This is a genomic window from Yinghuangia sp. YIM S10712, from assembly GCF_051388935.1.
Classification (GTDB): Bacteria; Actinomycetota; Actinomycetes; order Streptomycetales; family Streptomycetaceae; genus Yinghuangia.
In genome coordinates this window covers 781,755-806,079 of sequence record NZ_JBPKBI010000002.1, presented here as the reverse complement: position 1 = coordinate 806,079, position 24,325 = coordinate 781,755, and the positions used below count along the sequence as shown (strand labels likewise).

Below are 24,325 nucleotides of genomic sequence, written 5' to 3'. Positions count from 1 at the left end.
CGGCACGCGGTGTCGTGCGTGTTGCGCGGCAGAGCGACCCGGCGAGGGATCAGGCGCGCTCCGCCGGCCGCCGCGTCACGGACGCAGGCGGTCGAGTTCCTTCTGCAACGAGTCGAGCAGCCCCGTCCACGAGGTCTCGAACTTCTCGACACCTTCGTCTTCGAGGAGCTGCACGACCTCGTCGTACGAGATCCCGAGACCGGCCAGCGCCGCCAGCTCGGCGCGCGACTGGTCGTAGGTGCCGTGCACCGCGTCACCGGCGATCCGCCCGTGGTCGGCGACCGCTTCCAACGTCGCCTCCGGCATCGTGTTCACGGTGCCGGTGACGACCAGGTCGTCCACGTACAGGGTGTCCTTGTACGCGGGGTCCTTGACCCCGGTCGAGGCCCACAGCGGGCGCTGCACCTTCGCCCCCGCGGCGGCCAGCGCCTGCCAGCGGTCGGAGGCGACAACCTCCTCGAAGGCCTCGTACGCCAGCCGTGCGTTGGCGAGCCCGGCCTTGCCGCGCAGCGCCTTCGCCTCGTCGGTGCCGATCTTGTCGAGCCGGGCGTCGATCTCGGTGTCCACGCGGGAGACGAAGAACGACGCGACCGACTCGATCTCGGCCAGGTTGCGCCCCGCCTCCTTGGCCCGCTCCAGACCGGTCATGTAGGCGTCCATGACGGCCTTGTACCGGTCCAGGGAGAAGATCAGGGTGACGTTGACGCTGATGCCCTCGCTGATCACCTGCGAGATCGCGGGCAGGCCCGCCTCGGTCGCCGGGATCTTGATGAAGAGGTTGCGCCGGTCCACCAGCCACCAGAGCTGACGGGCCTCGGCGATCGTCGGCTCGGTGCGGTGCGCGAGGCGCGGGTCGACCTCGATGGAGACCCGGCCGTCGACGTGCTTGCTCGCCACGAACACCGGCTTGAGCACGTCGCACGCGTCGCGCACGTCCTGCGCCGTGATCATGCGCACGGCCTCTTCGACCGTGACCTCGCGGGCCGCGAGGTCACGGATCTGGTCGTCGTAGTCGTCCTTGCCGGCGATGGCCTTCTGGAAGATCGCGGGGTTGGTGGTGACGCCGACGATCTCCTTGTCGCGCACCAGCTCGGCGAGGTTTCCCGAGGCGAGGCGGGCCCGGCTCAGATCGTCGAGCCAGATGGCCACACCCTCGGCGGAGAGGCGACGGAGGTTGTCCGTCATGGTGTTCGCTCCTTGTGGATGGGGGAACTTCGTGCTCTGTACCGGGTATCCGGCTCAGGCACCTGCGACGCGCAGCGATTCCCGCGCCGCGGTGACCACGGCCTCGGCGGTGATGCCGAACTCCGCGAACAGGGTCTTGAAATCGGCGGACGCGCCGAAGTGCTCCAGCGACACGATCTTCCCGGCGTCGCCGACGATCTCGCGCCAGCCCAGCCCGATGCCCGCCTCGACCGACACCCGCGCCTTGACCGCCGGCGGGATGACGTGCTCGCGGTACGACTGGTCCTGCGCGTTGAACCACTCGATCGACGGCATCGACACGACGCGCGTCTTGATGCCCTCGGCCTCCAGCGTCTCGCGCGCGGCCATGGCGAGCTGCACCTCGGAGCCGGTGCCGATGAGGACGACCTGCGGCAGCCCGGCGGAGGCCTCGGCGAGGATGTAGCCGCCGCGAGCGGTGCCCTCCGCGCTGTTCTGGTCGTCGCGCTCGAACGTCGGGACGTCCTGGCGGGTCAGCAGGAGGCCGGCGGGGCGGTCGGTGTGCGACAGGATCGTGCGCCACGCGACCGCGACCTCGTTGGCGTCCGCGGGGCGGACCACGTCCAGGCCCGGGATCGCGCGCAGTGCGGCGATGTGCTCGACCGGCTGGTGGGTCGGGCCGTCCTCGCCCAGGCCGATCGAGTCGTGCGTCCACACGTACGTGACCGGGAGCTTCATGAGCGCCGCGAGGCGGACGGCCGGGCGCATGTAGTCGGAGAACACCAGGAAGGTGCCACCGAACACGCGGGTCCCGCCGTGCAGCGCGATGCCGTTCATCGTCGAGCCCATGGCGTGCTCGCGGATGCCGAAGTGGATCGTGCGGCCGTACGGGTCCGCGGACTTGAGCGGGTTGCCCGTCGGCAGGAACGAACTCGACTCGTCGATCGTGGTGTTGTTCGACTCGGCGAGGTCGGCGCTGCCGCCCCACAGCTCGGGGATGACCGGGCCGAGGGCCGCGAGCACCTTGCCGGACGCCTTGCGGGTGGCCATCGCCTTGCCGCCCTCGAACGCCGGAAGCGCCTTCTCCCAGCCGTCCGGCAGCCGGCGCTCGGCGACCCGGGCCAGCGTCTCGGCGCGCTCCGGATTGGCCTTGCGCCACGCGGCGAGCTGCTCGTCCCACGCCGCGCGGACGGCACGGCCGCGGTCGACGACCTTGCGGGCGTGCGCGAGGACCTCGTCGGCGACCTCGAAGGTCTGCGTCGGGTCGAAGCCGAGGATCTTCTTGGTGGCCGCGATCTCGTCGGCGCCGAGCGCCGCGCCGTGCGCCTTGGCGGTGTTCTGCGCGTTCGGGGCCGGCCACGCGATCGTGGTGCGCAGCGCGATCATCGTCGGACGCTCGGTCTCGGCCTGGCCGGCCTTGAGCGCGGCGTAGAGGGCCGGGACGTCGATGTCGCCGTCGGGCAGCGGCTCGACGCGCAGGGTGTGCCAGCCGTACGCCTCATACCGCTTCAGCACGTCCTCGCTGAACGCGGTCTCGGTGTCGCCCTCGATGGAGATGTGGTTGTCGTCGTACAGCGCGACGAGGTTGCCGAGCTTCTGGTGGCCCGCGAGCGAGCTCGCCTCGGCGGAGATGCCCTCTTCGAGGTCGCCGTCGGACACGATCGCCCAGATCGTGTGGTCGAACGGCGACGTGCCGGGCGCCGCGTCGGGGTCGAACAGACCGCGCTCGTAGCGCGCGGCCATCGCCATGCCGACCGCGTTGGCGATGCCCTGGCCGAGCGGGCCCGTCGTCGTCTCGACACCGGAGGTGTGGCCGTGCTCGGGGTGGCCGGGCGTACGGCTGCCCCACGTGCGGAACGCCTTCAGGTCGTCCAGGTCAAGGCCGTAACCGGACAGGAAGAGCTGCGTGTACAGCGTCAGGCTGGTGTGCCCCGGAGACAGGACGAAGCGGTCACGCCCCGCCCAGTCGGGGTCGACCGGGTCGTGCCGCAGGAGCTTCTGCCAGATGAGGTAGGCCGCGGGTGCGAGGCTCATCGCCGTCCCGGGGTGGCCGTTGCCGACCTTCTGCACGGCATCCATCGCGAGGACACGCGCGGTGTCCACCGCACGCTTGTCGAGGTCGGTCCACTCCAGCGCGCTGCTGTCGTTGGTCGGCATGGTGCTCACCCTTGTCAGGGCTCCTTCCGGTTTCTCCGGTTGATCGCCGAAATGGCGGGCTATGACAGGTGTTCGTCCGCTCGGCGTAGACGGCACACGGGCGAGCCTACCGGGGTCCGGCGGGCCCCACGCGGCCAAGGAGGCGGCCCGGTCGCGCGGGCGCCGCGCGGGCGGCCCCCGGGCATTCCGCGCCCAGGCGAGGGACTACAGTTTCCCGTTAGTTCTAATCCGCTGCTGATGGGGTGTTCGTGACAGCCGTCGAATCCCGACCGGCCGGGCTGGCGGGACCAACCCGCGGCAGTCGTCCGCCGGCGGCCCGGGTCCTCGCGTTCGTGACCCTCACGAAACCGCGCATCATCGAGCTCCTGCTCATCAGCACGATTCCGGTGATGTTCCTGGCCGCGAAGGGGATGCCGGACCTGGGTCTGGTCCTCGTGGTCTGCTTCGGCGGCTATCTGTCGGCAGGCAGCGCGAACGCCTTCAACATGTACCTCGACCGGGACATCGACCGGCTGATGCACCGCACCGAGCGGCGCCCGCTGGTGACCGGGATGGTGTCGCCGCGCGAATGCCTCGTGTTCGCGGCGACGTTGGGCGTCGTGTCGACCGTGTGGTTCTGGGCGCTGGTCAATCCCCTGTCGGCGGGGCTGTCGGTGCTGGCGATCTTCTACTACGTCGTGGTCTACACGATGATGCTGAAGCGCCGTACCCCGCAGAACATCGTGTGGGGCGGCATCGCGGGCTGCATGCAGGTCCTGATCGGCTGGACCGCGGTGACGAACTCCCTTGACTGGGCGCCGTTCGTGCTGTTCATGGTCGTCTTCTTCTGGACGCCTCCGCACTATTGGCCCCTGTCGATGAAGTGCGCCGACGACTACGCGAACGCGGGCGTGCCGATGCTGCCGGTGGTGGCGGGCAACAAGGTCGTCGCGCGGCAGATCGTCATCTACAGCTGGGTCATGGTCGGCACGTCCCTGCTGCTGTGGCCGGCCGCCGACACCGGCTGGCTCTACCCGGCCGCGGCCACGGTGCTGGGCGTCGCGTGGCTGTACGAGGCGCACGCGCTCGCCCGGCGGGCCAATGCCGAGGCGACGGGCGCGAAGCTCAAGGAGATGCGCCTGTTCCACTGGTCGATCACGTACCTGACGCTGCTGTTCGTCGCGGTCGCGGTCGACCCGGTGCTGTTCGCCTGAGCCGCTTCGCCGGGCACCTCTGTGAGCATCCCCACGGCGCCGTACTGACGACGCGTCGGTAACATCTCGCGCATGACCGACACGGAGACCCCGGCGGCCCCGACCGCTCCCAGGACCGACCGCACAGTGCGCCGCCTGGCCCGCAACCTCTCGCGCTTCGCCTCCCGCCACGCGGTGAACGGCGACGCCAAGGCTGACGCGGTCGTCGAATACATCGGCCGCGACTCGACCCGCATCGTGATCGTGGGCGCCGACGGCCAGTGGGGCGACCAGGTCGCCCGCGACCCCCAGACCGCCAGGCAGGCGGTCGAGGCAGCCGGGCTGACGCTGCACGAGGAATTCCCCAACGACGTCGCGCTGCGCGTCAGGACGGGGCAGTACGAGTGGTCCCGCATGGCCGGGATCCAGATCGGCGGCCCGGCGAACGCCTGAGGCCCGTTTGCCGGAAGCCTCCGCGCTGCCAGGTTTCGGACACGACTCCGCGCAGGGCGGGTCGGCAGCGCGCCCACGTCAGAACGGTCAGTAGGTCGCAACGGTCGGCAGCGCGTCCACGCCGCCGCGGTCAGTAGCGCGTCGCGGGCAGTGGTTCGTCGGCTGGGGCCGGGACGTCCATGGGCGCGTCGCTCGCGTCCTGGTCGCGCTCCTCACCGGCATCGCCGCGTTCACGCAGCCCGAACACGATGCGCACCGTGGTGACGACCACGAGGCAGGCGCCGAACATGTGCAGCGACACCTGCCACTCCGGCAGGCCGTTGAAGTACTGCGTGTAGCCGATCAGGCCCTGCGGGAGCATGACCCCCAGCAGCCACCACACGCGTCGCTGCGCCGACACCGGGGCGTCGGTCACGCGCAGGGCCAGCGCGAGCGCCAGCGCGGCGCCGAGCAACAGGAATGCAAGATCGGCGTGCAGCCAAGCCATTTGGTCGACGTTGACGTCGAACCGCCGCGCCTCCTCGTCGCCCGCGTGCGGGCCCGAGCCGGTGACGACGGTGCCCACCACGAGGAGCGCCGCGAGCACGGCGACGCCGGCGTACGCGAAGACGCGGATCTCGCGGCGGACCAACGGGCGTACCGGACCGTCGCCTTCCCCCGCCCTCTCGCACAGCGCGACGGCGGACCCGATCATGAACATCGAGAGCAGCAAGTGCGCGGCCACAGAAGCCGGGTGAAGGTCCGTCAGCACCGTGATGCCGCCGAGGATCGCCTGGCCGACGACCGCGAAGAGCTGGAACGCCGCGAGGTAGCGGATCTCCTTGCGCACCGGGCGGTGCTTCCAGGCGATCACGGTCGCCGCCACCGCGACGGCGCCGACCACGTAGGTCAGCATGCGGTTGCCGAACTCGATGTACGTATAGATCGAGCTCTCGCCGTGCGGGGTCCACTGGGTGTCGTTGCAGCGCGGCCACGTGTCGCAGCCCAGCCCGGACCCGGTGAGTCGGACGAGGCCGCCGGTGACGACGATGCCGATCTGGGCGCACAGGTTGACCAGGAAGATGCGGCGGGCGAGAGGTGACACGGCGGACGGCGAACTCATGGGCATCAGCGTACGTTGTGAACACTTTCACTAAGTACGCGGCCCCGGGCACCGCGGGCTACTCCCAGCGGAAGAACCGCGCCGCCGCGGCGAGCCCGAGAACCGCCCAGACCGCGAGGATGCCCGTGTCGCCCCACGGCAGCGACGCCCCGTCGCGCAGCACGTCCCGCAGCCCGTCCGACAGTGCCGCGATCGGCGTGAGCGAGAGCACCGCCTCGACGCCGCCGGGGAACTTGTCGAGCGGCACGATCACCCCGCCGCACACCAGCAGCAGGATGAAGACGAGGTTCGCCGCGGCCAGCGTCGCCTCGGCGCGCAGCGTGCCGGCCATGAGCAGGCCGAGCCCGGAGAACGCCCCGGTCCCGAGCACGAGCAGCAGCAGGACCGCGAGCGGGTTGCCGTCCGGGTCCCAACCCAGCCCGAACGCGATCGCCGTCAGCAGCGCGACCTGGAGCAGTTCGACGAGCAGCACGCAGCCGGTTTTGGCGGCCATGAGGCCCCAGCGCGGAAGGGGTGTCGCGCCCAGGCGCTTGAGCACGCCGTACCGCCGCTCGAAGCCGGTGGCGATGGCCTGGCCGGTGAACGCCGTGGACAGCACCGCCAGCGCGAGGAGCCCGGGGGCGAGGAAGTCGACGCGTTCCTCGCCGGGCGCGAGGTCGCCGACGTCGACCACGTCCACCGCGCCGAAAAGCACGAGCAGCAGCGACGGGATGACGATCGTGAGCAGCAGCTGCTCGCCATTGCGCAGCAGCATCTTGGTTTCGAGCAGTGTCTGCGCCGCGATCATGCGGCCGAGCGGCGCGGCGCCGGGTTTCGGTGCGAAGGTCCCCGTGCTCACGAGCGCAGCTCCCGTCCGGTCAGTTCCAGGAAAACGTCTTCCAGAGTGCGGCGCTCCACGGTCAACTTCTCCGGCATCACCCCGTGCTGCGCGCACCAGGCCGTGACCGTGGCGAGCAGCTGCGGGCCGATGTCGCCGTCGACGCGGTACGCACCGCGCGCGACCTCGAACGCTTTCGCCCCTTCGGGGAGCGCGGCGGTCATCGCGGTCAGGTCGAGTCCCGGGGGGCCGGAGAAACGCAGTGAGTTCTCCGCCCCGTCGCGGCACAGTGCGTCCGGTGCCCCCGAGGCGATCACCCGGCCTCGGTCGATGATGTGCACGTCGTCGGCGAGTTGTTCCGCCTCGTCCATGGCGTGCGTCGTGAGGACGACGGTCACGCCGTCGGTTCGCAGATCGCGTACGAGGTCCCAGGTGGCGCGGCGGGCCTGCGGGTCGAGCCCGGCTGTCGGCTCGTCGAGGAACACCAGCTCCGGGCGGCCGACCACGGCCAGGGCCAGGGCGAGCCGCTGCTGCTGCCCGCCGGACAGGCGCCGGTAGGTCGTACGGCCGCAGGACGCCAGGCCCAGCCGGTCGACCAACATGGCCACGTCGAGCGGGTGTGCGTGGAGTTTGGCGACGTGGCGGAGCATCTCCTCGGCGCGGGCGCCCGCGTACACGCCGCCGGACTGGAGCATGACCCCGACCCTGGGGCGGAGCCGTTCGCCGTGCAAGGCGGGGTCGAGGCCGAGGACCCGGACGGTCCCGGCGTCGGCCCGCCGGTACCCCTCGCAGATCTCGATGGTCGAGGTCTTGCCGGCTCCGTTCGGCCCGAGGACCGCGGTCACCGACCCGGCGTCGACCACGAGGTCCAGCCCGTCCACGGCGGTTTTGTCGCCGTACTTCTTGACCAGACCGACGATCTCGACGGCAGGCCCCTGTGCGGAGTCCATGGCGCATCAGTCTAGGAACGGTCTGGAGCGGTCCTGCACAACACGCCTTTACTCGATTGTGACGAGACAACTACTTTTCGAGAAACCCGCAGTTCAGAGCGTGATTAGGCGGGCCTAAGTGACCGAGCGCACGCAAGCGGAGTTCGCCACCGGAAGGCATTAACGCAACAATGGCGTTGTGAAATACGTGCGCGAGGACGCGGGAGACTCGGGGCGGAACGCCGCCACGGGTTTGGCCGTGCCCGAAAACGACGCGCACGCGGGCACCCGCAACAAAGTTGCCCGGTCGATCCTCGTGCACGGCCCGTCCACCGCGGCGGACCTCGCCGAACGGCTCGACCTCACCGCCGCCGCGGTGCGCCGTCACCTCGACGCGCTCCTCGCCGACGGTGTGATCGAGGCCCGCCAGCAGCGGGTGTACGGTCAGCGCGGGCGTGGCCGCCCCGCCAAGGTGTTCGCTCTCACGGACGCCGGCCGCGGGTCGTTCCATCAGGAGTACGACATCCTGGCCGCCGAGGCCCTGCGCTTCCTCGCGGAGGTCGCAGGTGAGGACGCCGTGATGGCGTTCGCCCGCAGCCGGGTCGCCGCCCTTGAGACCAAGTACCTGCCGGTCGTCGAGAGCGCGCCCGAGGGCAAGCGGGCCGAGGCGCTGGCAGAGGCGCTGTCCGCCGACGGATATGCCGCGAGTGCGCGGCAGGCTCCGGGCGGAGAGCAGCTTTGCCAGCACCACTGCCCGGTGGCGCACGTCGCCGAGCGGTTCCCGCAACTGTGCGAGGCCGAGACCGAGGTGTTCGCTCGACTCCTCGGCACCCACGTCCAGCGGCTGGCGACCCTCGCTCACGGCGACGGCGTCTGCACCACGCACGTACCGAAGAACGTCACCGGGAGGAACCCCGCATGACCACCGAAGCTCGCCCCGAGCTTGAGGGCCTGGGCCAGTACGAGTACGGCTGGGCCGACCCGGACGTCGCGGGTGCCACCGCGCGCCGCGGCCTGTCGGAAGACGTCGTCCGGGACATCTCGGCCAAGAAGAACGAGCCCGAGTGGATGCTCAAACTCCGGCTCAAGGGTCTGCGCCTGTTCGACAAGAAGCCGATGCCGACCTGGGGCTCCGACCTGTCCGGGATCGACTTCGACAACATCAAGTACTTCGTGCGGTCCACCGAGAAGCAGGCGGCCTCGTGGGAGGACCTGCCGGAGGACATCAAGAACACGTACGACAAGCTCGGCATCCCCGAGGCGGAGAAGCAGCGTCTCGTGGCCGGCGTCGCGGCGCAGTACGAGTCGGAGGTCGTGTACCACCAGATCCGCGAGGACCTGGAGGAGCAGGGCGTCATCTTCCTGGACACCGACACGGGCCTGCGCGAGCACCCGGAGATCTTCCAGGAGTACTTCGGCTCGGTCATCCCGGTCGGCGACAACAAGTTCGCCGCGCTGAACACCGCGGTGTGGTCGGGCGGTTCGTTCATCTACGTGCCGCCGGGCGTGCACGTCGAGATCCCGCTCCAGGCCTACTTCCGGATCAACACCGAGAACATGGGCCAGTTTGAGCGGACGCTGATCATCGCGGACGAGGGCTCGTACGTGCACTACGTCGAGGGCTGCACCGCGCCGATCTACTCGTCGGACTCACTGCACTCCGCGGTCGTCGAGATCATCGTCAAGAAGAACGCCCGGGTGCGGTACACGACCATCCAGAACTGGTCGAACAACGTCTACAACCTGGTCACCAAGCGGGCCGTCGCCCACGAGGGCGCGACCATGGAGTGGATCGACGGCAACATCGGCTCCAAGGTGACGATGAAGTACCCGGCCGTCTGGCTGCTCGGCGAGCACGCGAAGGGCGAGACGCTGTCGATCGCCTTCGCGGGCGAGGGCCAGCACCAGGACGCGGGGTCGAAGATGGTGCACTGCGCGCCGAACACGTCTTCGAACATCGTGTCCAAGTCGGTCGCGCGGGCCGGCGGGCGCACGTCGTACCGCGGCCTGGTCCAGATCGAGGACGGCGCGAAGGGCTCCAGCTCGTCGGTCAAGTGCGACGCGCTGCTGGTCGACACGATCTCGCGGTCCGACACGTACCCGTACGTGGACGTGCGCGAGGACGACGTGTCGATGGGCCACGAGGCGACCGTCTCGAAGGTCTCCGAGGACCAGTTGTTCTACCTCATGAGCCGCGGGATGACCGAGGACGAGGCCATGGCGATGATCGTGCGCGGCTTCGTCGAGCCGATCGCGCGCGAGCTCCCCATGGAGTACGCCCTCGAACTGAACCGCCTGATCGAGCTGCAGATGGAAGGGGCTGTGGGCTAGGCCCGCAAATACCTATGGCAAGCGCTAACAACTCCGGTAGCACCACGGCCGGTTCCATCGCCGTGCGCGAGGCCGGGGCCCGTGACGAGCTCGCGGGACCCGGCACCGGGCGCATGGTCAGCCAGCCGGCCGACGCCCGGCAGATCGCCGTCGCCTCGTACGACGTCGACGATTTCGCGGTGCCGAACGGCCGCGAGGAGGACTGGCGGTTCACGCCGCTGGACCGGCTCGGCGGCCTGCACGACGGCACGTTCGGCAAGGCCGGGCAATTGGGCTCCCCGACGGTCGAGGTCGACGCCCCGTCCGGCGTGGTCGTGGAGACCGTGGGCCGCGACGACGCGCGCGTGGGCAAGGCCGGTGCGCCGGTCGACCGGGTCGCGGCGCAGGCGTTCTCCTCGTTCGAGAAGGCGACCGTGGTGACCTTCCCGCGCGAGCTCGCGCCGGGTGAGCCGGTGGTCGTGCGCACGCGCGGCACCCCCGCCACCGGGTTCGGCCACCTCACGGTCAACGTCGAGGCGTTCGCGGAGGCCGTCGTCGTGCTCGACCACGGCGGCAAGGCGGTGTACGCCGACAACGTCGAATTCCTCGTCGCGGACGGCGCGCGGCTGACCGTCGTGTCGATCCAGGACTGGGACGCGGGCGCCGTGCACCTGGGCCACCATGTCGCGCGGCTGGGCCGCGACGCGACGTTCAAGTCGGTCGTGGTGACGCTCGGCGGCGCTCTGGTGCGGCTGTTCCCGCGTGTGGTCTTCGACGCCCCCGGCGGCGACGCGTCCCTGTACGGCGTGTACTTCGCCGACTCGGGCCAGCACCTGGAGCACCGCTTGTTCGTCGACCACGACGTGCCGCGCTGCCGCAGCCATGTCACGTACAAGGGCGCGCTCCAGGGCGCCGACGCCCGCACGGTGTGGATCGGCGACGTGCTGATCCGCGCGGCGGCCGAGGGCACCGACACGTACGAGCTGAACCGCAACCTGCTGCTCACCGACGGCGCCCGCGCCGACTCGGTCCCGAACCTGGAGATCGAGACCGGCGAGATCGCCGGTGCCGGGCACGCGAGCGCCACCGGCCGCTTCGACGACGAGCAGCTCTTCTACCTCCAGGCCCGCGGCATCCCGGCCGATGAGGCCCGCCGCCTGGTGGTGCGCGGCTTCTTCGCCGAGGTCGTCGCACAGATCGGGATTCCCGAGCTGGAGGCCCGGCTGATGACGGCCATCGAGGCGGATCTGGAGGCGAGCGTCTGATGACGTACGTACGCGCCTGCAGCGAAGCCGAGCTGTCCGAGGACACTCCGCTGCGCGTGGTCCTCGAAGGCGTGCCCGTCACACTCGTGCGCACCGAGGGCGAGGTGTACGCGATCAACGACGTGTGCAGCCACGCCAACGTGTCGCTGTCCGAGGGCGAGGTCGAGGACTGCGCGATCGAGTGCTGGCTGCACGGCTCGCGCTTCGACCTGCGCACCGGCCGCCCGTCGGGACCGCCGGCCACGCAGCCGGTGCCCGTCTATCCCGTGAAGATCGAGGCCGACGCGATTCACGTCGACCTGAACCAGGAGTCCTGAGTCCGTATGGCAACGCTTGAGATCCGCGACCTGCACGTCAGCGTGGAGGCCGAGACCGGCCCCCGCGAGATCCTGCGCGGCGTCGACCTGACCGTGAAACAGGGCGAGACCCACGCCATCATGGGCCCGAACGGCTCCGGCAAGTCCACCCTGGCCTATTCGATCGCCGGGCACCCGAAGTACACCGTCACCGGCGGCACCGTGACCCTCGACGGCGAGGACGTGCTGTCGATGAGCGTCGACGAGCGCGCCCGCGCGGGCCTGTTCCTCGCGATGCAGTACCCGGTCGAGGTGACCGGGGTGTCCGTCTCGAACTTCCTGCGTACGGCCGCCACCGCGGTGCGCGGCGAGGCCCCCAAGCTGCGGCTGTGGGTCAAGGAGGTCAAGGAGGCGATGGAACGCCTCCAGATGGACCCGTCGTTCGCGGAGCGCAACGTCAACGAGGGCTTCTCCGGCGGTGAGAAGAAGCGCCACGAGATCCTTCAGCTGGAGCTGCTGAAGCCGAAGATCGCGGTGCTGGACGAGACCGACTCCGGTCTCGACGTCGACGCGCTGCGGGTCGTGTCCGAGGGTGTGAACCGGGTGCGGGACACGGGCGAGATCGGCACGCTGCTGATCACCCACTACACGCGGATCCTCCGCTACATCAAGCCCGATCACGTGCACGTCTTCGCGGGCGGCCGGATCGTCGAGTCCGGTGGTCCGGAGCTCGCCGACAAGCTTGAGGCCGAAGGTTACGAGGCGTACGCCGGAGTCAGGGAGAGCGCATGACGACCACCCTCGCGGGGCTCCTGGACACCGAGACGATCCGCAAGGACTTCCCGGTCCTGTCCCGCCTGCTCCACGACGGCAAACCGCTTGTCTACCTGGACAACGCGGCGACCTCGCAGAAGCCCAAGCAGGTCCTGGACGCGCTGAACGCCTACTACGAACTGCACAACGCCAACGTGCACCGCGGCGTGCACGTGCTCGCCGAGGAGGCCACGGCGCTGTACGAGGGCGCCCGCGACAAGGTTGCGTCGTTCATCAACGCGCCGTCGCGCGACGAGGTGGTCTTCACCAAGAACTCCTCGGAGGCGCTGAACCTCGTCGCCAACATGCTGACGTGGGCGGACGAGCCCTTCCGCGTCGGTCCGGGCGCCGAGGTCGTCATCACCGAGATGGAGCACCACTCGAACATCGTGCCCTGGCAGCTTCTGTGCCAGCGCACGGGTGCGACGCTCAAGTGGTTCGGTCTGACCGACGACGGCCGCCTGGACCTGTCGGACATCGACCGGGTCATCACCGAGGACACCAAGGTGGTCTCGGTGGTCCACACGTCGAACATCCTCGGCACGGTCAACCCGCTCGACGCGATCGTGCGGCGCGCCCACGACGTCGGCGCCCTGGTGGTGGTCGACGCGTCGCAGGCGGCCCCGCACGTCCCGCTCGACGTGCAGGCGCTCGAAGCCGACTTCGTGGCGTTCACCGGGCACAAGATGCTCGCCCCGACCGGCATCGGGGTGCTGTGGGGCCGGCTGGGCCTGCTGGAGGAGCTGCCGCCGTTCCTGGGCGGCGGCGAGATGATCGAGACCGTGACGATGAGCGCGTCGACGTACGCGCCCGCGCCGCACAAGTTCGAGGCCGGCACCCCGCCGATCGCGCAGGCGGTCGGTCTCGGCGCGGCGATCGACTATCTCGACGCGATCGGCATGGACAAGGTCGAGGCGCACGAGCACGCGCTGACGGCCTACGCCATCGACGCGCTGACGTCGGTTCCCGGCCTGGAGATCATCGGCCCGAAGACCGCCGAGGCGCGCGGTGCCGCGATCTCCTTCCGATTCGGCGACCTGCACCCGCACGACGTGGGCCAGGTGCTGGACGAGCAGGGCATCGCGGTCCGGGTCGGCCATCACTGCGCGCGCCCGGTGTGCCTGCGGTACGGCGTCCCGGCCACCACGCGCGCGTCGTTCTACCTGTACTCGACTCCGGCCGAGGTCGACGCCCTGGTGGCCGGCCTGGAACACGTACGCCGTTTCTTCGGCTGACTGTGTTGGACTGACGTCACGGGCATGGGAGCGAACCCGGCGATGAAACTCGACTCGATGTACCAGGAGATCATCCTGGACCACTACCGCAACCCGCACCACAAAGGGCTGCGCGACCCGTTCGACACCGAGGTGCACCACGTCAACCCGACGTGCGGCGACGAGGTGACGCTGCGGGTCAAGCTCGACGGCACGGGCCCCGACGCCAAGGTCGTCGACGTGTCGTACGAGGGCCAGGGCTGCTCGATCAGCCAGGCGAGCGCGTCCGTCATGACCGACCTGGTCATCGGCCGCACGGTCACCGACGCGCTCGCGGTGCAGGAGGAGTTCCTGCACCTGATGCAGTCCAAGGGCCAGGCCGAGCCGGACGAGGACGTGCTGGAGGACGCGGTGGCGTTCGCGGGTGTCTCGAAGTTCCCGGCCCGCGTCAAGTGCGCGCTGCTCGGCTGGATGGCCTGGCGGGACGCGACGACTCAGGTGATGGAGGGTCACAAGTGAGCGACACCAAAGTGAACCCGGCGGCGAGCGCCGACGACGTCAGGGAGGCGCTCTACGACGTCGTCGACCCGGAGCTCGGCATCAATGTCGTCGACCTCGGCCTCGTCTACGGCGTCACCGTCGACGACGGCGTCGCCACCGTCGACATGACCCTGACCTCGGCCGCGTGTCCCCTGACCGAGGTCATCGAGGCTCAGGCACACGGCGCCACCGAGAACCTCGTCAGCGACCTGCGCATCAACTGGGTCTGGATGCCCCCGTGGGGCCCCGAGAAGATCACCGACGACGGCCGCGAACAACTCCGCGCACTCGGCTTCAACGTCTGACCGCCGAAGCCCCGGCCTCCAGGGAAAGAACGCGCCCGTTGCGGCGCGTTCTTTGCCTTTGGGTCGTGCTCACGTGTCCCGCTGCCTGACGACGGTCGGAAACCACAGGAAAACCGAGACGGGCGGCTCTGTACCGTGGCGGGATGGGTGTGGCTGGGGTTGAGGATCCGACCGCCGAGTTCGAGGCGGCGCGGTCGCGACTGTTCGGGATCGCGTACCGGATGCTCGGGTCGGCGGCCGAGGCCGAGGACGCGGTGCAGGACGCGTATGTGCGGTGGCACGGCGCCGAGCGGGCACACATCGGGGCGCCGGGGGCGTGGCTGGCCAAGGTGGTCACGAATCTGTGCCTCAACAGGCTGACCTCGGCGCGGGCCCGGCGTGAGGAGTACGTCGGGCCGTGGCTGCCGGAGCCGGTGCGCACGGACACCGGCGTGCTCGGCCCGTTGGAGACCGCCGAGCAGCGCGACATGGTGTCGATGGCGGTGCTGGTCATGATGGAGCGGCTTTCGCCGCCCGAGCGGGCCGTGGTGGTGCTGCGTGACGCGTTCGACTACAGCCACCGCGACATCGCCGCGGTGCTGGACTGGTCGGAGGCGAAGACGCGGCAGACGTACCGGCGTGCCAAGCAGCATCTCGCCGACGGCCGCCCGCGTTTCGACGCGCCGGCGGACGTACGCGCCGATCTGCTGACCCGCTTCCTCGCCGCCGCCGAGGGCTCCCTCGACCAGCTCGAAGCCCTGCTCGCGGACGACGTGGTCGCCTGGTCGGACGGCGGCGGCAAGGTCTCGGCGTCGACGCGCCCGGTGTACGGCCGCGACAAGGTCGCCCGCTTCCTGGTCGGCCTGGTCGAGCGTTTCGCGGCGGGCATGGACATCGGTGTCGCCGAGGTCAACGGGGAGACCGCGGTGCTGGCGTGGGAAGACGGCGTGCTGAAGACGGCAGCGGCGATCGAGGTCGGGCACGGGGGTGTTGTCGCCGTGCGGATCGTCCGCAATCCCGACAAGCTGGGGTTCCTCCAGGCCCAGGCGGCCGCGGCGTAGACGCCGGTGACCTGCGGACGCGGCAGGCTGCCGCGAGGGCCCGCCCGGGTGAAATCGAGATCTTTCGGCGAGCTGTCCCGGCGGTTGTCACATAACGCGGAGCCGCCCGGTTCCTATCTCTGACGAGGGAGGGTCGGCGCCGCGATCGCGCGGCGCGCCCCGAGTCGAGGAGGTCTGATGAGCCAGGACGTGATCCTTGTGACCGGTGCGACCGGCGTGCTCGGACGGGAGGTGTTGGACCGGGTCCGGCGTGCCGGGGTGCCGGTCCGGGCGATGACCCGCAGGACGGCGTTGCCTGTCGATCCGGGGGTGGAGTGGGTGACCGCGGACCTGGGGACGGGCGCGGGCGTCGACGCGGCGCTGGAGGGCGTCGCGACGGTCGTCCACTGCGCGTCGGACACCCGGAAGCCGAAGAACGACATCCCCGGCTGGCGCCGGCTGATCGACGCGGCGCGGCGGGCCGGGGTGCGGCACATCGTCAACATCTCGATCGTCGGCGTGGACCGCATTCCGTACCCGTACTACAAGATCAAGCTGGAGGGCGAGCTGCTGCTCGCCGAGTCCGGTATCCCGTGGACCAACCTGCGGGCGACGCAGTTCCCCGAGCTGCTCAACATGGCGTTCCGGTTCATGCTCAAGCTGCCGTTCGTGCTGGTGCCGTCCAAGACCGCGTGCCAGCCGGTGGATCAGGGCGAAGTCGCCGACCGGCTGGTGGAGTTGGCGCTCGGTGCGCCGGCCGGCCAGGTTCCCGAGATGGGCGGGCCGAGGGTGTACGACGCCAAGGAACTCGCGCGCACATGGCTCGCGGCTGCCGGGCGCAAGCGCCCGATCGTGCCCGTGCACCTGCCCGGCACGATGGGTGCCGCGTTCCGTTCCGGCGCGCTGACCACGCCCGACCACGCGGTCGGTGTGCGGACGTGGGAGGAATTCCTGGCCGGGCAGGTCGCCTCCCGGTCGGCCCGCTGAGGTTGCCCGGGAGGGCGGGCGGGCGTTTCCGCACACCCGCCCCTCCCTCCCGGGCGGCGTAGAGTGCGAATCATGACCAGCGAACCGGGTTTCCAGCTCTCCGGGGACGCTCCCGAGCGGTATGAGAGCCACGTCGCGACGATCATGGCCCCGTTCGTCGCGGCGCTGCTGGACGCCGCGCGGCCGGAGCCCGGCGACGCGGTTCTCGACGTGGCGTGCGGCACGGGATTCGCGGCCCGCGCGGCGGCCGATCTGGTCGGCGCGGACGGCAACATCGTCGGTGTGGACGTCAACCCGGGCATGCTGGCCGCCGCGGGCGCGCACACGCCGGACGCCGCTCCCCTCTACTGGAACCAGGCGTCCGCCGACGCGCTGCCGTTCGACGACGCGGCGTTCGATGTCGTCGTCTGCCAGCAAGGCGTCCAGTACTTCCCCGAGTTGGATGCCGCGTTCACCGAATTCGCCCGTGTGCTGAGGCCCGGAGGCCGCGTCGCGGTGACGGCTTGGGCGTCGATCGACGGCTCCCCGTTCTTCCTCGCACAGCGACTCGCCATCGACGAGGTCGCGGGGCCAAAGGTGGCGGCGTCGTACGCGACCTCCTTCTCCTGTACGGCGAAGCGCATCGCCGCGGCGATGCGCGAGGCCGGCCTCGACGAGGTCCGTACGCGCGAACTCCAGGTCATGATCAAGCTCCCGCCGCTGGCCGACTTCGCCCCGGCGCACTTGTCCGCGCTCCCGTGGGCGTCCGCCGTTGCCGAGGCCCGACGCGACGGCATCCGCAAGGCCACCGAGACCCTGTGTGAACTCCTGGGCCCCTTCACCGCTTCCGACGGCACCGCCGAACTCCCGTTCACCAGCACGGTCGCCGCTGCGGTCCGTTGAGGGCACGCGCTACGCTCGGTTCGGACAGCCCGCGATTCCTCCGACCGCGAGGGCGGTGACCGTGTTCTACGCATTCGGCTTCGATCGGATCAGCGTGGTGGTCGGCGACTTGTACTTCGTGGACCCGAACCCCTTGGCCGGACAAGAAGGTCCGGAACGCGGAGTGCGCCTGGAAGTGCGGCTGGCCGCACCCGGCGAACTCCGCGGATCCATCTACTCGGCCCGGCCCATCGCGATCGAACGCCCGCTGTGGCGCCTGGACTTGCTGGAGTCCGTCGATGGGCCGGCGGGAACGTTCGACAGGACCCACCACCATCCGCGCTTCGACGGCTGGGAACCGTGCGAGCGCGTCTTCGTCAAGGAACTCTCCGCCGACCCCCTGGGCTGGCTCGCGGAGCAACTCGCCGACCTCGGAGCGCTCTTCGCGGCCTCAGGCCTCGCCCCGGACCTGCTCGGCCCCTCCGACCCGGCCGACGTCCGCGCGGCGGCACCGGAGATCGTGCAGGCCACCGGCCGCCTCCTGGCCCGCGTGCACTCCGGCGAACTCGCCAAGCCCCCCGACGGCACACCACTCACGAACGCCCGCGAAAGCTGGCTGTGAGCACAGGCTGGCACCGGACGGGCCGGGCGTTTTCGGCCGTTCCCGCGGACCGACCTTCCGGACACGAAAGCGGCCACCGGGTGGGCGTCGCGCCTCCGCCCGCGAGGCTCCCCGCTCCCCGGTGCCGCCGCTCATCCGACAAAGCGCGTGATACGTCCCCTCCCGGGTGAAACCCCTGGCTTGATCCCCTCCTTGTCGGCTCCCTGACGGCCGGTCGCGCGATAGCGTCGCCAGGGACAGTGGGGCGAGCTGTGGGGTGGGGTGGAGGCGCGTGCTCTTCAGATGGCGTCGACGACACGAGCGTCACCTTGCCGCGTACCGGCTCCGGCTCGATCAGGAGGCCGCTGGAGCGGCCGTGTCGGCGAGCAAGGAGGTCGTCGCGGTGCCACCGCATCCTGCCTCGCAGCAGCGGATTCCGGTCGAAACGGAGGCTCGGCTTCCGTCAGAGGGCGAGGGGTCGCGGGCGACCGCCGCCTCCGTCCGCGGCGAGGAGCGGGACCGCGCCGCGGTGCTCGCCGAACGCGCCCGGCAGCTCAGCCGCGCGGGGCGGCATGCCGAGGCGTCCGCGCCCGCACGCGCCGCCGTGCGCGTTCTCGGCGACCTCGCCGAGGAGGATCCCGCCGAGTACGCCCCCGCCCTCGTGGACGCGCTGCGTGCGCTCGCCGCGGTCCTCGCGGGAGGGCAGCGCTTCGCCGACGCGGTCAAGATCGCCGACCACGCCACGATGCGGGCCCGCAGGCTCGCCGCGCTCGATGTGCAGCGCCACCGCCCGCTGCTCGCCGCGACGTTGCGCGACTACGGTGCCCGGCTCGGGGACGCCGGCGACAGCGACCGCGCGCTCGCGGTCCTGCACGAGTGCGTCGAGGCGTACCGCACGCTCGCGGCCCGCGCGCCCGAGCGGCACCGTACCGGACTCGCCGACGCACTCGATGAATTCGCCGGGCGGCTCGCGGCGACCGGGCAAGTGGACGAGGCCCTGGGGATGTTCGACGAGGCCGCCCGGCTGCTGACGGCCGCCGACGCCGACGTGCTGGCGCAGGTGACGATGCGTCAGGCGAACCTGCTGGCGCGGGTCGGGCGCGTGGACGAGGCCGTCGAGCGGGCGGGTTCGGCCGTCGCACTGCGCCGCGCGTCGACGGAGACCTCCACACCCGGGCCCGCCGACGACGCCCTCGCCGCCACGTTGCAGGGTTTCGGGCTGCTGCTGAGCGGCGCCGACCGCCACGACCGGGCCGTCGAGGCGCTGGAGGAAGCCGTCGCGCTCCGGGCCCGCCGCGTGCGCCTCGACCCGGTCCTCGCCCGCCGCCCCGAAGTCGCCGTCACCTACGCCGTGTACGGCCTGGTCCTGATCGCGGCCGACCGCCCGGCCGACGCCGTTCCCCCGCTCGCGGCGGCACTCGGCGTCGGCACGGCCCTCGACCTCCCGCAGGTCGTCGAGATGGCCACCGACGCCCTCGTCCGCGCCCACGCCGCCGAACCCGTGGCAGTACGCTCCCGCTGGCGTGCCGCGACCGGCGACGACGCCCCCGCCTGGATCACCGGCCGCCGCTCGCGCGAGACGCCGGCACCGGAGCCGCACGCCGCGGTCGCCGCGGGTCGCCCGGCCGCCGACGGCACGCTGGCGTCCGATCCCGCGCGCCCGGCGAGACCACCCGCGGCCAGAGCCTCGGGGCGGCTGACCGCCGACCGCGTGGCCGGCGAGCGCGCCGTACGCCGGCCTCCGCCGCCGCGCCGACCGCGCACGGACATCGACGTGTGACGGTGACGCTCACACCGCCGGCGGCCGACTCACGTCGTACGTGTCCCAGACCTGGTTCCAAAACGCGTCGAGGCCACGCTCGTTGATGAACTGCCGCTCGATCTCGTGGATCGGGTACATGCCCTGAATGGTGATCAGATCGGTGCCGGACAGGCTGGGTTCGGAAACGTCGATGCCGATGGCGTCCTCGCGTTCGATGACCGTCGACGCGTGGACGAAGAACGCCGTCATCCGCGTGTCGGAGGCGATGCGCTCTCCGAAGTCGATGGTGTTCCCGTAGGTGAACGGGCAGACGCCGCGCAGTTGCTCGCCGAGGTAGCCCAGCACGCGGGACCATATGGCGTCCGACGAACGCACGCACATGCACAGCTCGGCGGTGCCGTGCTCCCAACTTCGGTGACGCACAAGGGAGACACCGTAGGTGATCGACGTGGCCATTCCTCGTCGGGGAAGGCCCGCGAAACGCAGCGCGGTGACCCCGGGCACGTCGTGTCTCGTCGAGGGCGCCACGAAGACTTCGGGCTCGGCGTCGCCCACCAGGCGGTCGATATGCGCCGAATAGGCGTGAACGCGGCTGGGCATTCCCACATCCTGCCGGATCCGGTCGCCGCGAAGCCGCAACCACGCTCCGACAATACGAGCGGCCGCCGGTTCGTTCAGTCGGCGGCGGCGACCGCGGCGGCCCGTCGGCGGCGCACGAAGTACCAGGCCCCCGCCCCGGCCGCGGTCAGTGCCGCGACGACCCCGCCGAGAACCGTGGTCGTGGTGAGCCCCGCGGTGTCGGCGACCTTGGCGGGGAGTTGGTCGACGTCCGTCGAGCAGACGACCGGCACTGTGCTGTCGCCGATGCGCGCGCAGGCCGTGGACGCGACGCCGTTCCCGGTGGGCAGGCGGTCGACCCGGGCCTCGACCGTGCGGACGAGCTGTTGCCCGGCCGGCAGGTCGACCGTCCATGTGACCTGGGTGTCCGGCCACACCACCGCGGAACCGCCTCCGGCGTCGAGCAGCGCGACACCGGACGGAAGGCTCTCCGTCAGACTGATGTCCCGCAGGTCGGTCGAGCCGAGGTTGCGCAGCAGCACCGTGTAGGTGTGCACCTGCTTCGCCTTGGAACTCATCGTCCCGTTGTCGACCTTGATGGACAGCGCGGGACGGGTCGGCGGCGGTAGGGACGACGCGGACACGGACGCCGCGAACGGCGCGGTGGCGAGCAGAGCGGCTGCCGCTGCGCCGAGGCACACGCGGCGGGGCAGGCGTACGGGCACAGGCACCCCAAAGCGGTGATCGGATGGCCGGATCAGCGCTCAGTGTGCGGAGTGCGGTCGCGTACGGGTGACACACACGGCCGGGGCTGGGCCGTCGGGGTGACCGATGACTACCCGTTCGGTCGGAACGCACCACGCCGGCCTGTACCGGCGCGCCGAGGCGCACCGGACCGGCGGGAAAGCGGCCCGGCCGTCAGATCTCGCCGCGCAGCTTGGCCAGCGCCTCGGCGAGGATAGCCTCGCCGTCCGCGTCGCTGCGGCGTTCGCGCACGTAGGCGAGGTGCGTCTTGTAGGGCTCGGTACGCGGCGCGTCCGGCGGGTTGTCGCTGTCCTGCCCGGCGGGCAGCCCGCAACGGGGGCAGTCCCATGTCTCAGGCACCTGCGCGTCGGTCGCGAAGCTCGGCTGGGTCTCGTGCTTGTTGGCACACCAGAACGAGATACGCAGACGGGGGGCCGCCTCGCCGCGCTCGGCCTCACCCATCGGGCCCGCGCCGACCCGGCTCCCACGGATGGCGTTGCCACTTGCCACGGTTCAAACTCCCCTTGGATCTGTGGGCCGCGCGCCCGGTCGCGCGGCTCGAACGGCACCCCGCGCGCCCACGGGCCGGGAGGCTGCCTCGCGCAACAGTGTACGTGCGCCCCGCGCGGCCGTGAACCGCGCATCCCACGCTTTCCGACACACCGTCAGAAACCGTGTGCAGAGGGGGACATCGTGCGTACCGCGAGCGATCGCCGACGGTTGCGGTGGTCCTGGGGCAGTTGTTCCCCGAGCGTTATTCCTTGAGCAGCAGGCCGAGAACGACGATCGTGACGAACCACAGGATTCCGAAGATGATCGTCAGGCGGTCGAGGTTCTTCTCCACGACCGACGAACCGCCCAGCGACGACGACATGCCGCCGCCGAACAGGTCGGACAGGCCTCCGCCCTTGCCCTTGTGCAGCAGGACAAGCAGCACCATCATGGCGCTGAAGATGATCAGGGCGATCGAGAACACGAGTTCCACGGCCTGGACCGGTTCCTTTTCTTGTTGAAGAGCCGGAGTGCGTGCGTGCACCGGCGAGCTCTGCGGACGCGCGGCCAGGGATTCCTGGCCTCCGACAGGGTACGCCGTCCCCCCGCCCACGGGGAACCGAAGCCGCGAGGGCCCCGGGACCGGGTGGGCGGGTGACGGAACAAACAGTGGCTAACCGACGGCCTGGTCGCGGAAGCGGACCAGCTTGACGAACTCCTCGGCGTCCAGGCTCGCACCCCCGACCAGCCCGCCGTCGATGTCCGGCTTGGCCATCAGGCCGCCGACGTTGGACGACTTGACCGAGCCGCCGTACAGCACGCGGACCTTGTCGGCCAGCTCGGCGCCGTACAGCTCGGCGAGACGCGCGCGGATCGCGCCGCACACCTCCTGGGCGTCCTCCGGTGTCGCGACCTCGCCGGTGCCGATGGCCCACACCGGCTCGTACGCGATGACGATCGTCTCCGCCTCGGCCGCCGGAATCCCGGCCAGACCTCCGTCGACCTGCGCGAGCGTGTACGCGACGTGCTCGCCGGCCTTGCGCACGTCCAGGCCCTCGCCCACGCACAGGATCGGCACGATGTTGTTCGCGAAGGCGGCCTTGACCTTGGCGTTGACGATCTCGTCCGTCTCCGCGTGGTACTGCCGGCGCTCCGAGTGCCCCACAGTGACGTAGGTGCACTTGAGCTTCGCGAGCATCGAGCCCGCGATCTCGCCGGTGTACGCGCCGCCGGCGTGCTGCGACAGGTCCTGCGCGCCGAAGACGATGCGCAGCTTGTCGCCGTCGACGAGCGTCTGGACCGAGCGCAGGTCGGTGAACGGCGGCAGCACCGCGACCTCGACCTGGTCGAAGTCCTTGTCGTCGAGGGCGAACGCGAGCTTCTGCACCAGGGCGATGGCCTCAAGGTGGTTGAGGTTCATCTTCCAGTTGCCGGCCATGAGCGGCATCCGCCCGCCGGACGCGCCGCCGGAGGCGTTGGTCTTCTTGATCACGGACATCGGATCAGCCCTCCAGGGCGTCGAGGCCGGGCAGGGTCTTGCCCTCCAGGTATTCGAGGCTGGCGCCGCCCCCGGTCGAGATGTGACCGAAAGCGTTCTCGTCGAAGCCGAGCGTGCGCACGGCGGCGGCGGAGTCCCCGCCTCCGACGACCGTGAAGGCGTCGGAGTCCTGGAGCGCGTGGGCCACCGCGCGGGTGCCTCCCGCGTACGGCTCCATCTCGAACACGCCCATCGGGCCGTTCCAGAAGACCGTGCGGGCGTCGGTGAGCTTGGCGGCGAACAGCTTGCCGGACTCGGGGCCGATGTCGAGGCCCATGCGGTCGGCGGGGATCGCGTCGGCGGACACGACGTCGTGCTCGGCGTCGGCGGCGAACGCGACTGCGGCGACGACGTCGACCGGCAGCACGAACTCGACGCCGCTCTCCTCGGCCCTGCGCAGGTACGCGCGGACGGTGTCGAGCTGGTCCTTCTCCAGCAGCGACGTGCCGACCTCGTGGCCCTGCGCGGCGAGGAACGTGTAGACCATGCCGCCGCCGATGAGGATGCGGTCCGCCTTGTCGAGCAGGTTGTCGATCACGCCGAGCTTGTCGGAGACCTTCGAACCGCCGAGCACGACGGCGTACGGCCGGTCGACGTTCTCCGTGAGGCGCCTGAGCACGTCGAGTTCGGCGGCGATCAGGCGCCCGGCGGCGTGCGGCAGCCGCTGGGCGACGTCGTACACGGAAGCGTGCTTGCGGTGCACCGCCCCGAAGCCGTCGCCGACGTACAGGTCGGCGACGGACGCCAGTTCGTCCGCGAACGCGCCGCGTGCGGCGTCGTCCTTGCTGGTCTCGGCGGCGTTGAAGCGTACGTTCTCCAGCAGCGCGACGTCGCCGTCACCAAGGGAGGCGACCGTCGCGCGGGCGCTCTCGCCCACCGTGTCGGTCGCGAACTCGACCGGGCGACCCAGGAGTTCGCCGAGGCGCGCGGCGACCGGGGCGAGGGAGTAGGCCGGGTTCGGCTCGCCCTTGGGGCGGCCGAGGTGCGCGGTGACGACCACCCGGGCGCCGCGCTCGGCGAGGGCTCGGAGCGTGGGCAGGCTCGCACGGATGCGGCCGTCGTCGGTGATGGTCGTGCCGTCCAGCGGCACGTTGAGATCGGCGCGGACGAGTACGCGCCGACCGGCGACGTCGAGATCGTCGATGGTCTTCATCGGTCGGTCAGTCCTCATGGGTTCGGGCCGCTGAGGGAGGCGGCCCGGGAATCGAACCTTCGGGCGGGTGCGCG

General features: G+C 70.7%; 26 protein-coding genes. 15 read left to right on the top strand and 11 right to left on the bottom strand.

The features are described from left to right. Positions 1–75: 75 nt before the first annotated feature. Together tal and tkt are read right to left on the bottom strand one after the other, a co-directional pair. Positions 76–1,185, bottom strand: a complete 1,110-nt coding sequence (gene tal, locus ACRX5W_RS08905; RefSeq protein ID WP_436787405.1) for a transaldolase — start codon at positions 1,183–1,185, stop codon at positions 76–78. A gap of 54 nt (positions 1,186–1,239) precedes the next feature. After that, on the bottom strand, positions 1,240–3,321 hold the full coding sequence (tkt, locus tag ACRX5W_RS08900; RefSeq protein ID WP_436787532.1) for a transketolase: 2,082 nt from the start codon (positions 3,319–3,321) through the stop codon (positions 1,240–1,242). A gap of 248 nt (positions 3,322–3,569) precedes the next feature. Between tkt and ACRX5W_RS08895 the strand changes: the two genes are divergently transcribed. Together ACRX5W_RS08895 and ACRX5W_RS08890 are read left to right on the top strand one after the other, a co-directional pair. Beyond that, positions 3,570–4,514, top strand: a complete 945-nt coding sequence (locus ACRX5W_RS08895) for a heme o synthase (RefSeq protein ID WP_436787404.1) — start codon at positions 3,570–3,572, stop codon at positions 4,512–4,514. A 72-nt stretch (positions 4,515–4,586) separates the two neighbouring features. Then, positions 4,587–4,946 (top strand): hypothetical protein, encoded by a 360-nt coding sequence (locus ACRX5W_RS08890; protein WP_436787403.1) that lies wholly within the window; start codon positions 4,587–4,589, stop codon positions 4,944–4,946. A 130-nt stretch (positions 4,947–5,076) separates the two neighbouring features. On the opposite strand, the gene ACRX5W_RS08885 is transcribed toward ACRX5W_RS08890, so the two are convergent. The 3 genes from ACRX5W_RS08885 to ACRX5W_RS08875 are packed head-to-tail and all read right to left on the bottom strand — an operon-like array spanning position 5,077 to position 7,815. Beyond that, positions 5,077–6,048: a COX15/CtaA family protein gene (locus ACRX5W_RS08885; RefSeq protein ID WP_436787402.1), complete on the bottom strand. Its 972-nt coding sequence runs from the start codon at positions 6,046–6,048 to the stop codon at positions 5,077–5,079. A 58-nt stretch (positions 6,049–6,106) separates the two neighbouring features. Then, positions 6,107–6,835 (bottom strand): ABC transporter permease, encoded by a 729-nt coding sequence (locus ACRX5W_RS08880; RefSeq protein ID WP_436787531.1) that lies wholly within the window; start codon positions 6,833–6,835, stop codon positions 6,107–6,109. Between the two features lie 47 nt (positions 6,836–6,882). Then, entirely contained in the window at positions 6,883–7,815 is a 933-nt protein-coding gene (locus ACRX5W_RS08875) for an ABC transporter ATP-binding protein (RefSeq protein ID WP_436787401.1), read from the bottom strand. Between the two features lie 232 nt (positions 7,816–8,047). Between ACRX5W_RS08875 and ACRX5W_RS08870 the strand changes: the two genes are divergently transcribed. From ACRX5W_RS08870 to ACRX5W_RS08810, 13 genes are all read left to right on the top strand, one after another. After that, a complete protein-coding gene (locus tag ACRX5W_RS08870) occupies positions 8,048–8,716 on the top strand; it encodes a helix-turn-helix transcriptional regulator (RefSeq protein ID WP_436787530.1) in 669 nt (222 codons plus the stop codon). Next, entirely contained in the window at positions 8,713–10,125 is a 1,413-nt protein-coding gene (gene sufB / locus ACRX5W_RS08865; RefSeq protein WP_436787400.1) for a Fe-S cluster assembly protein SufB, read from the top strand. Before ACRX5W_RS08870 ends, sufB begins: the two co-directional genes overlap by 4 nt. A 14-nt stretch (positions 10,126–10,139) precedes the next feature. Continuing rightward, positions 10,140–11,369 (top strand): Fe-S cluster assembly protein SufD, encoded by a 1,230-nt coding sequence (gene sufD / locus ACRX5W_RS08860; RefSeq protein WP_436787399.1) that lies wholly within the window; start codon positions 10,140–10,142, stop codon positions 11,367–11,369. Then, positions 11,369–11,686, top strand: a complete 318-nt coding sequence (locus ACRX5W_RS08855; protein WP_436787398.1) for a non-heme iron oxygenase ferredoxin subunit — start codon at positions 11,369–11,371, stop codon at positions 11,684–11,686. The genes sufD and ACRX5W_RS08855 overlap by 1 nt, the downstream gene beginning before the upstream one ends. A gap of 6 nt (positions 11,687–11,692) precedes the next feature. Next, entirely contained in the window at positions 11,693–12,457 is a 765-nt protein-coding gene (gene sufC, locus ACRX5W_RS08850; protein ID WP_436787397.1) for a Fe-S cluster assembly ATPase SufC, read from the top strand. Continuing rightward, on the top strand, positions 12,454–13,713 hold the full coding sequence (locus tag ACRX5W_RS08845; RefSeq protein ID WP_436787396.1) for a cysteine desulfurase: 1,260 nt from the start codon (positions 12,454–12,456) through the stop codon (positions 13,711–13,713). The genes sufC and ACRX5W_RS08845 overlap by 4 nt, the downstream gene beginning before the upstream one ends. A gap of 42 nt (positions 13,714–13,755) precedes the next feature. Next, positions 13,756–14,211, top strand: coding sequence for a Fe-S cluster assembly sulfur transfer protein SufU (gene sufU / locus ACRX5W_RS08840; protein WP_436787529.1), 456 nt, complete (start codon positions 13,756–13,758; stop codon positions 14,209–14,211). Further along, the gene (locus tag ACRX5W_RS08835; protein WP_436787395.1) at positions 14,208–14,537 is read left to right on the top strand and encodes a metal-sulfur cluster assembly factor; all 330 of its coding nucleotides are present in this window, start codon (positions 14,208–14,210) and stop codon (positions 14,535–14,537) included. The genes sufU and ACRX5W_RS08835 overlap by 4 nt, the downstream gene beginning before the upstream one ends. Before the next feature lie 143 nt (positions 14,538–14,680). Further along, a complete protein-coding gene (locus ACRX5W_RS08830; RefSeq protein ID WP_436787394.1) occupies positions 14,681–15,577 on the top strand; it encodes an RNA polymerase sigma-70 factor in 897 nt (298 codons plus the stop codon). Positions 15,578–15,754: 177 nt separating this feature from the next. Continuing rightward, positions 15,755–16,543, top strand: a complete 789-nt coding sequence (locus tag ACRX5W_RS08825) for an SDR family oxidoreductase (RefSeq protein WP_436787393.1) — start codon at positions 15,755–15,757, stop codon at positions 16,541–16,543. A 72-nt stretch (positions 16,544–16,615) separates the two neighbouring features. Continuing rightward, on the top strand, positions 16,616–17,425 hold the full coding sequence (locus tag ACRX5W_RS08820) for a class I SAM-dependent methyltransferase (protein WP_436787392.1): 810 nt from the start codon (positions 16,616–16,618) through the stop codon (positions 17,423–17,425). 55 nt (positions 17,426–17,480) lie between these two features. Then, the gene (locus ACRX5W_RS08815) at positions 17,481–18,026 is read left to right on the top strand and encodes a hypothetical protein (RefSeq protein WP_436787391.1); all 546 of its coding nucleotides are present in this window, start codon (positions 17,481–17,483) and stop codon (positions 18,024–18,026) included. Between the two features lie 355 nt (positions 18,027–18,381). Beyond that, positions 18,382–19,785, top strand: coding sequence for a hypothetical protein (locus ACRX5W_RS08810; protein ID WP_436787390.1), 1,404 nt, complete (start codon positions 18,382–18,384; stop codon positions 19,783–19,785). A gap of 9 nt (positions 19,786–19,794) precedes the next feature. On the opposite strand, the gene ACRX5W_RS08805 is transcribed toward ACRX5W_RS08810, so the two are convergent. The 6 genes from ACRX5W_RS08805 to ACRX5W_RS08780 form a co-directional block, all read right to left on the bottom strand. Then, positions 19,795–20,367 (bottom strand): suppressor of fused domain protein, encoded by a 573-nt coding sequence (locus ACRX5W_RS08805; protein ID WP_436787389.1) that lies wholly within the window; start codon positions 20,365–20,367, stop codon positions 19,795–19,797. Positions 20,368–20,441: 74 nt separating this feature from the next. Then, positions 20,442–21,056, bottom strand: a complete 615-nt coding sequence (locus ACRX5W_RS08800; protein ID WP_436787388.1) for a hypothetical protein — start codon at positions 21,054–21,056, stop codon at positions 20,442–20,444. A 187-nt stretch (positions 21,057–21,243) separates the two neighbouring features. After that, positions 21,244–21,579, bottom strand: a complete 336-nt coding sequence (locus tag ACRX5W_RS08795) for an RNA polymerase-binding protein RbpA (protein WP_436787387.1) — start codon at positions 21,577–21,579, stop codon at positions 21,244–21,246. 244 nt (positions 21,580–21,823) lie between these two features. After that, positions 21,824–22,054, bottom strand: coding sequence for a preprotein translocase subunit SecG (gene secG, locus ACRX5W_RS08790; RefSeq protein WP_436787386.1), 231 nt, complete (start codon positions 22,052–22,054; stop codon positions 21,824–21,826). Positions 22,055–22,234: 180 nt separating this feature from the next. Then, positions 22,235–23,059, bottom strand: coding sequence for a triose-phosphate isomerase (tpiA, locus tag ACRX5W_RS08785; protein WP_436787385.1), 825 nt, complete (start codon positions 23,057–23,059; stop codon positions 22,235–22,237). Between the two features lie 4 nt (positions 23,060–23,063). After that, complete coding sequence (locus ACRX5W_RS08780) at positions 23,064–24,251, bottom strand: phosphoglycerate kinase (protein ID WP_436787384.1); 1,188 nt, start codon at positions 24,249–24,251, stop codon at positions 23,064–23,066. Positions 24,252–24,325 lie beyond the last annotated feature (74 nt).

Coding starts and splice junctions, on each gene's coding strand:
- tal (WP_436787405.1), bottom strand. CDS start 1,185: ATGACGGACAACCTCCGTCGCCTCTCCGCCGAGGGTGTGGCCATCTGG.
- tkt (WP_436787532.1), bottom strand. CDS start 3,321: ATGCCGACCAACGACAGCAGCGCGCTGGAGTGGACCGACCTCGACAAG.
- ACRX5W_RS08890 (WP_436787403.1), top strand. CDS start 4,587: ATGACCGACACGGAGACCCCGGCGGCCCCGACCGCTCCCAGGACCGAC.
- ACRX5W_RS08885 (WP_436787402.1), bottom strand. CDS start 6,048: ATGAGTTCGCCGTCCGCCGTGTCACCTCTCGCCCGCCGCATCTTCCTG.
- ACRX5W_RS08880 (WP_436787531.1), bottom strand. CDS start 6,835: ATGATCGCGGCGCAGACACTGCTCGAAACCAAGATGCTGCTGCGCAAT.
- ACRX5W_RS08875 (WP_436787401.1), bottom strand. CDS start 7,815: ATGGACTCCGCACAGGGGCCTGCCGTCGAGATCGTCGGTCTGGTCAAG.
- sufB (WP_436787400.1), top strand. CDS start 8,713: ATGACCACCGAAGCTCGCCCCGAGCTTGAGGGCCTGGGCCAGTACGAG.
- sufD (WP_436787399.1), top strand. CDS start 10,140: ATGGCAAGCGCTAACAACTCCGGTAGCACCACGGCCGGTTCCATCGCC.
- ACRX5W_RS08855 (WP_436787398.1), top strand. CDS start 11,369: ATGACGTACGTACGCGCCTGCAGCGAAGCCGAGCTGTCCGAGGACACT.
- sufC (WP_436787397.1), top strand. CDS start 11,693: ATGGCAACGCTTGAGATCCGCGACCTGCACGTCAGCGTGGAGGCCGAG.
- ACRX5W_RS08845 (WP_436787396.1), top strand. CDS start 12,454: ATGACGACCACCCTCGCGGGGCTCCTGGACACCGAGACGATCCGCAAG.
- sufU (WP_436787529.1), top strand. CDS start 13,756: ATGAAACTCGACTCGATGTACCAGGAGATCATCCTGGACCACTACCGC.
- ACRX5W_RS08830 (WP_436787394.1), top strand. CDS start 14,681: ATGGGTGTGGCTGGGGTTGAGGATCCGACCGCCGAGTTCGAGGCGGCG.
- ACRX5W_RS08825 (WP_436787393.1), top strand. CDS start 15,755: ATGAGCCAGGACGTGATCCTTGTGACCGGTGCGACCGGCGTGCTCGGA.
- ACRX5W_RS08820 (WP_436787392.1), top strand. CDS start 16,616: ATGACCAGCGAACCGGGTTTCCAGCTCTCCGGGGACGCTCCCGAGCGG.
- ACRX5W_RS08805 (WP_436787389.1), bottom strand. CDS start 20,367: ATGCCCAGCCGCGTTCACGCCTATTCGGCGCATATCGACCGCCTGGTG.
- tpiA (WP_436787385.1), bottom strand. CDS start 23,059: ATGTCCGTGATCAAGAAGACCAACGCCTCCGGCGGCGCGTCCGGCGGG.
- ACRX5W_RS08780 (WP_436787384.1), bottom strand. CDS start 24,251: ATGAAGACCATCGACGATCTCGACGTCGCCGGTCGGCGCGTACTCGTC.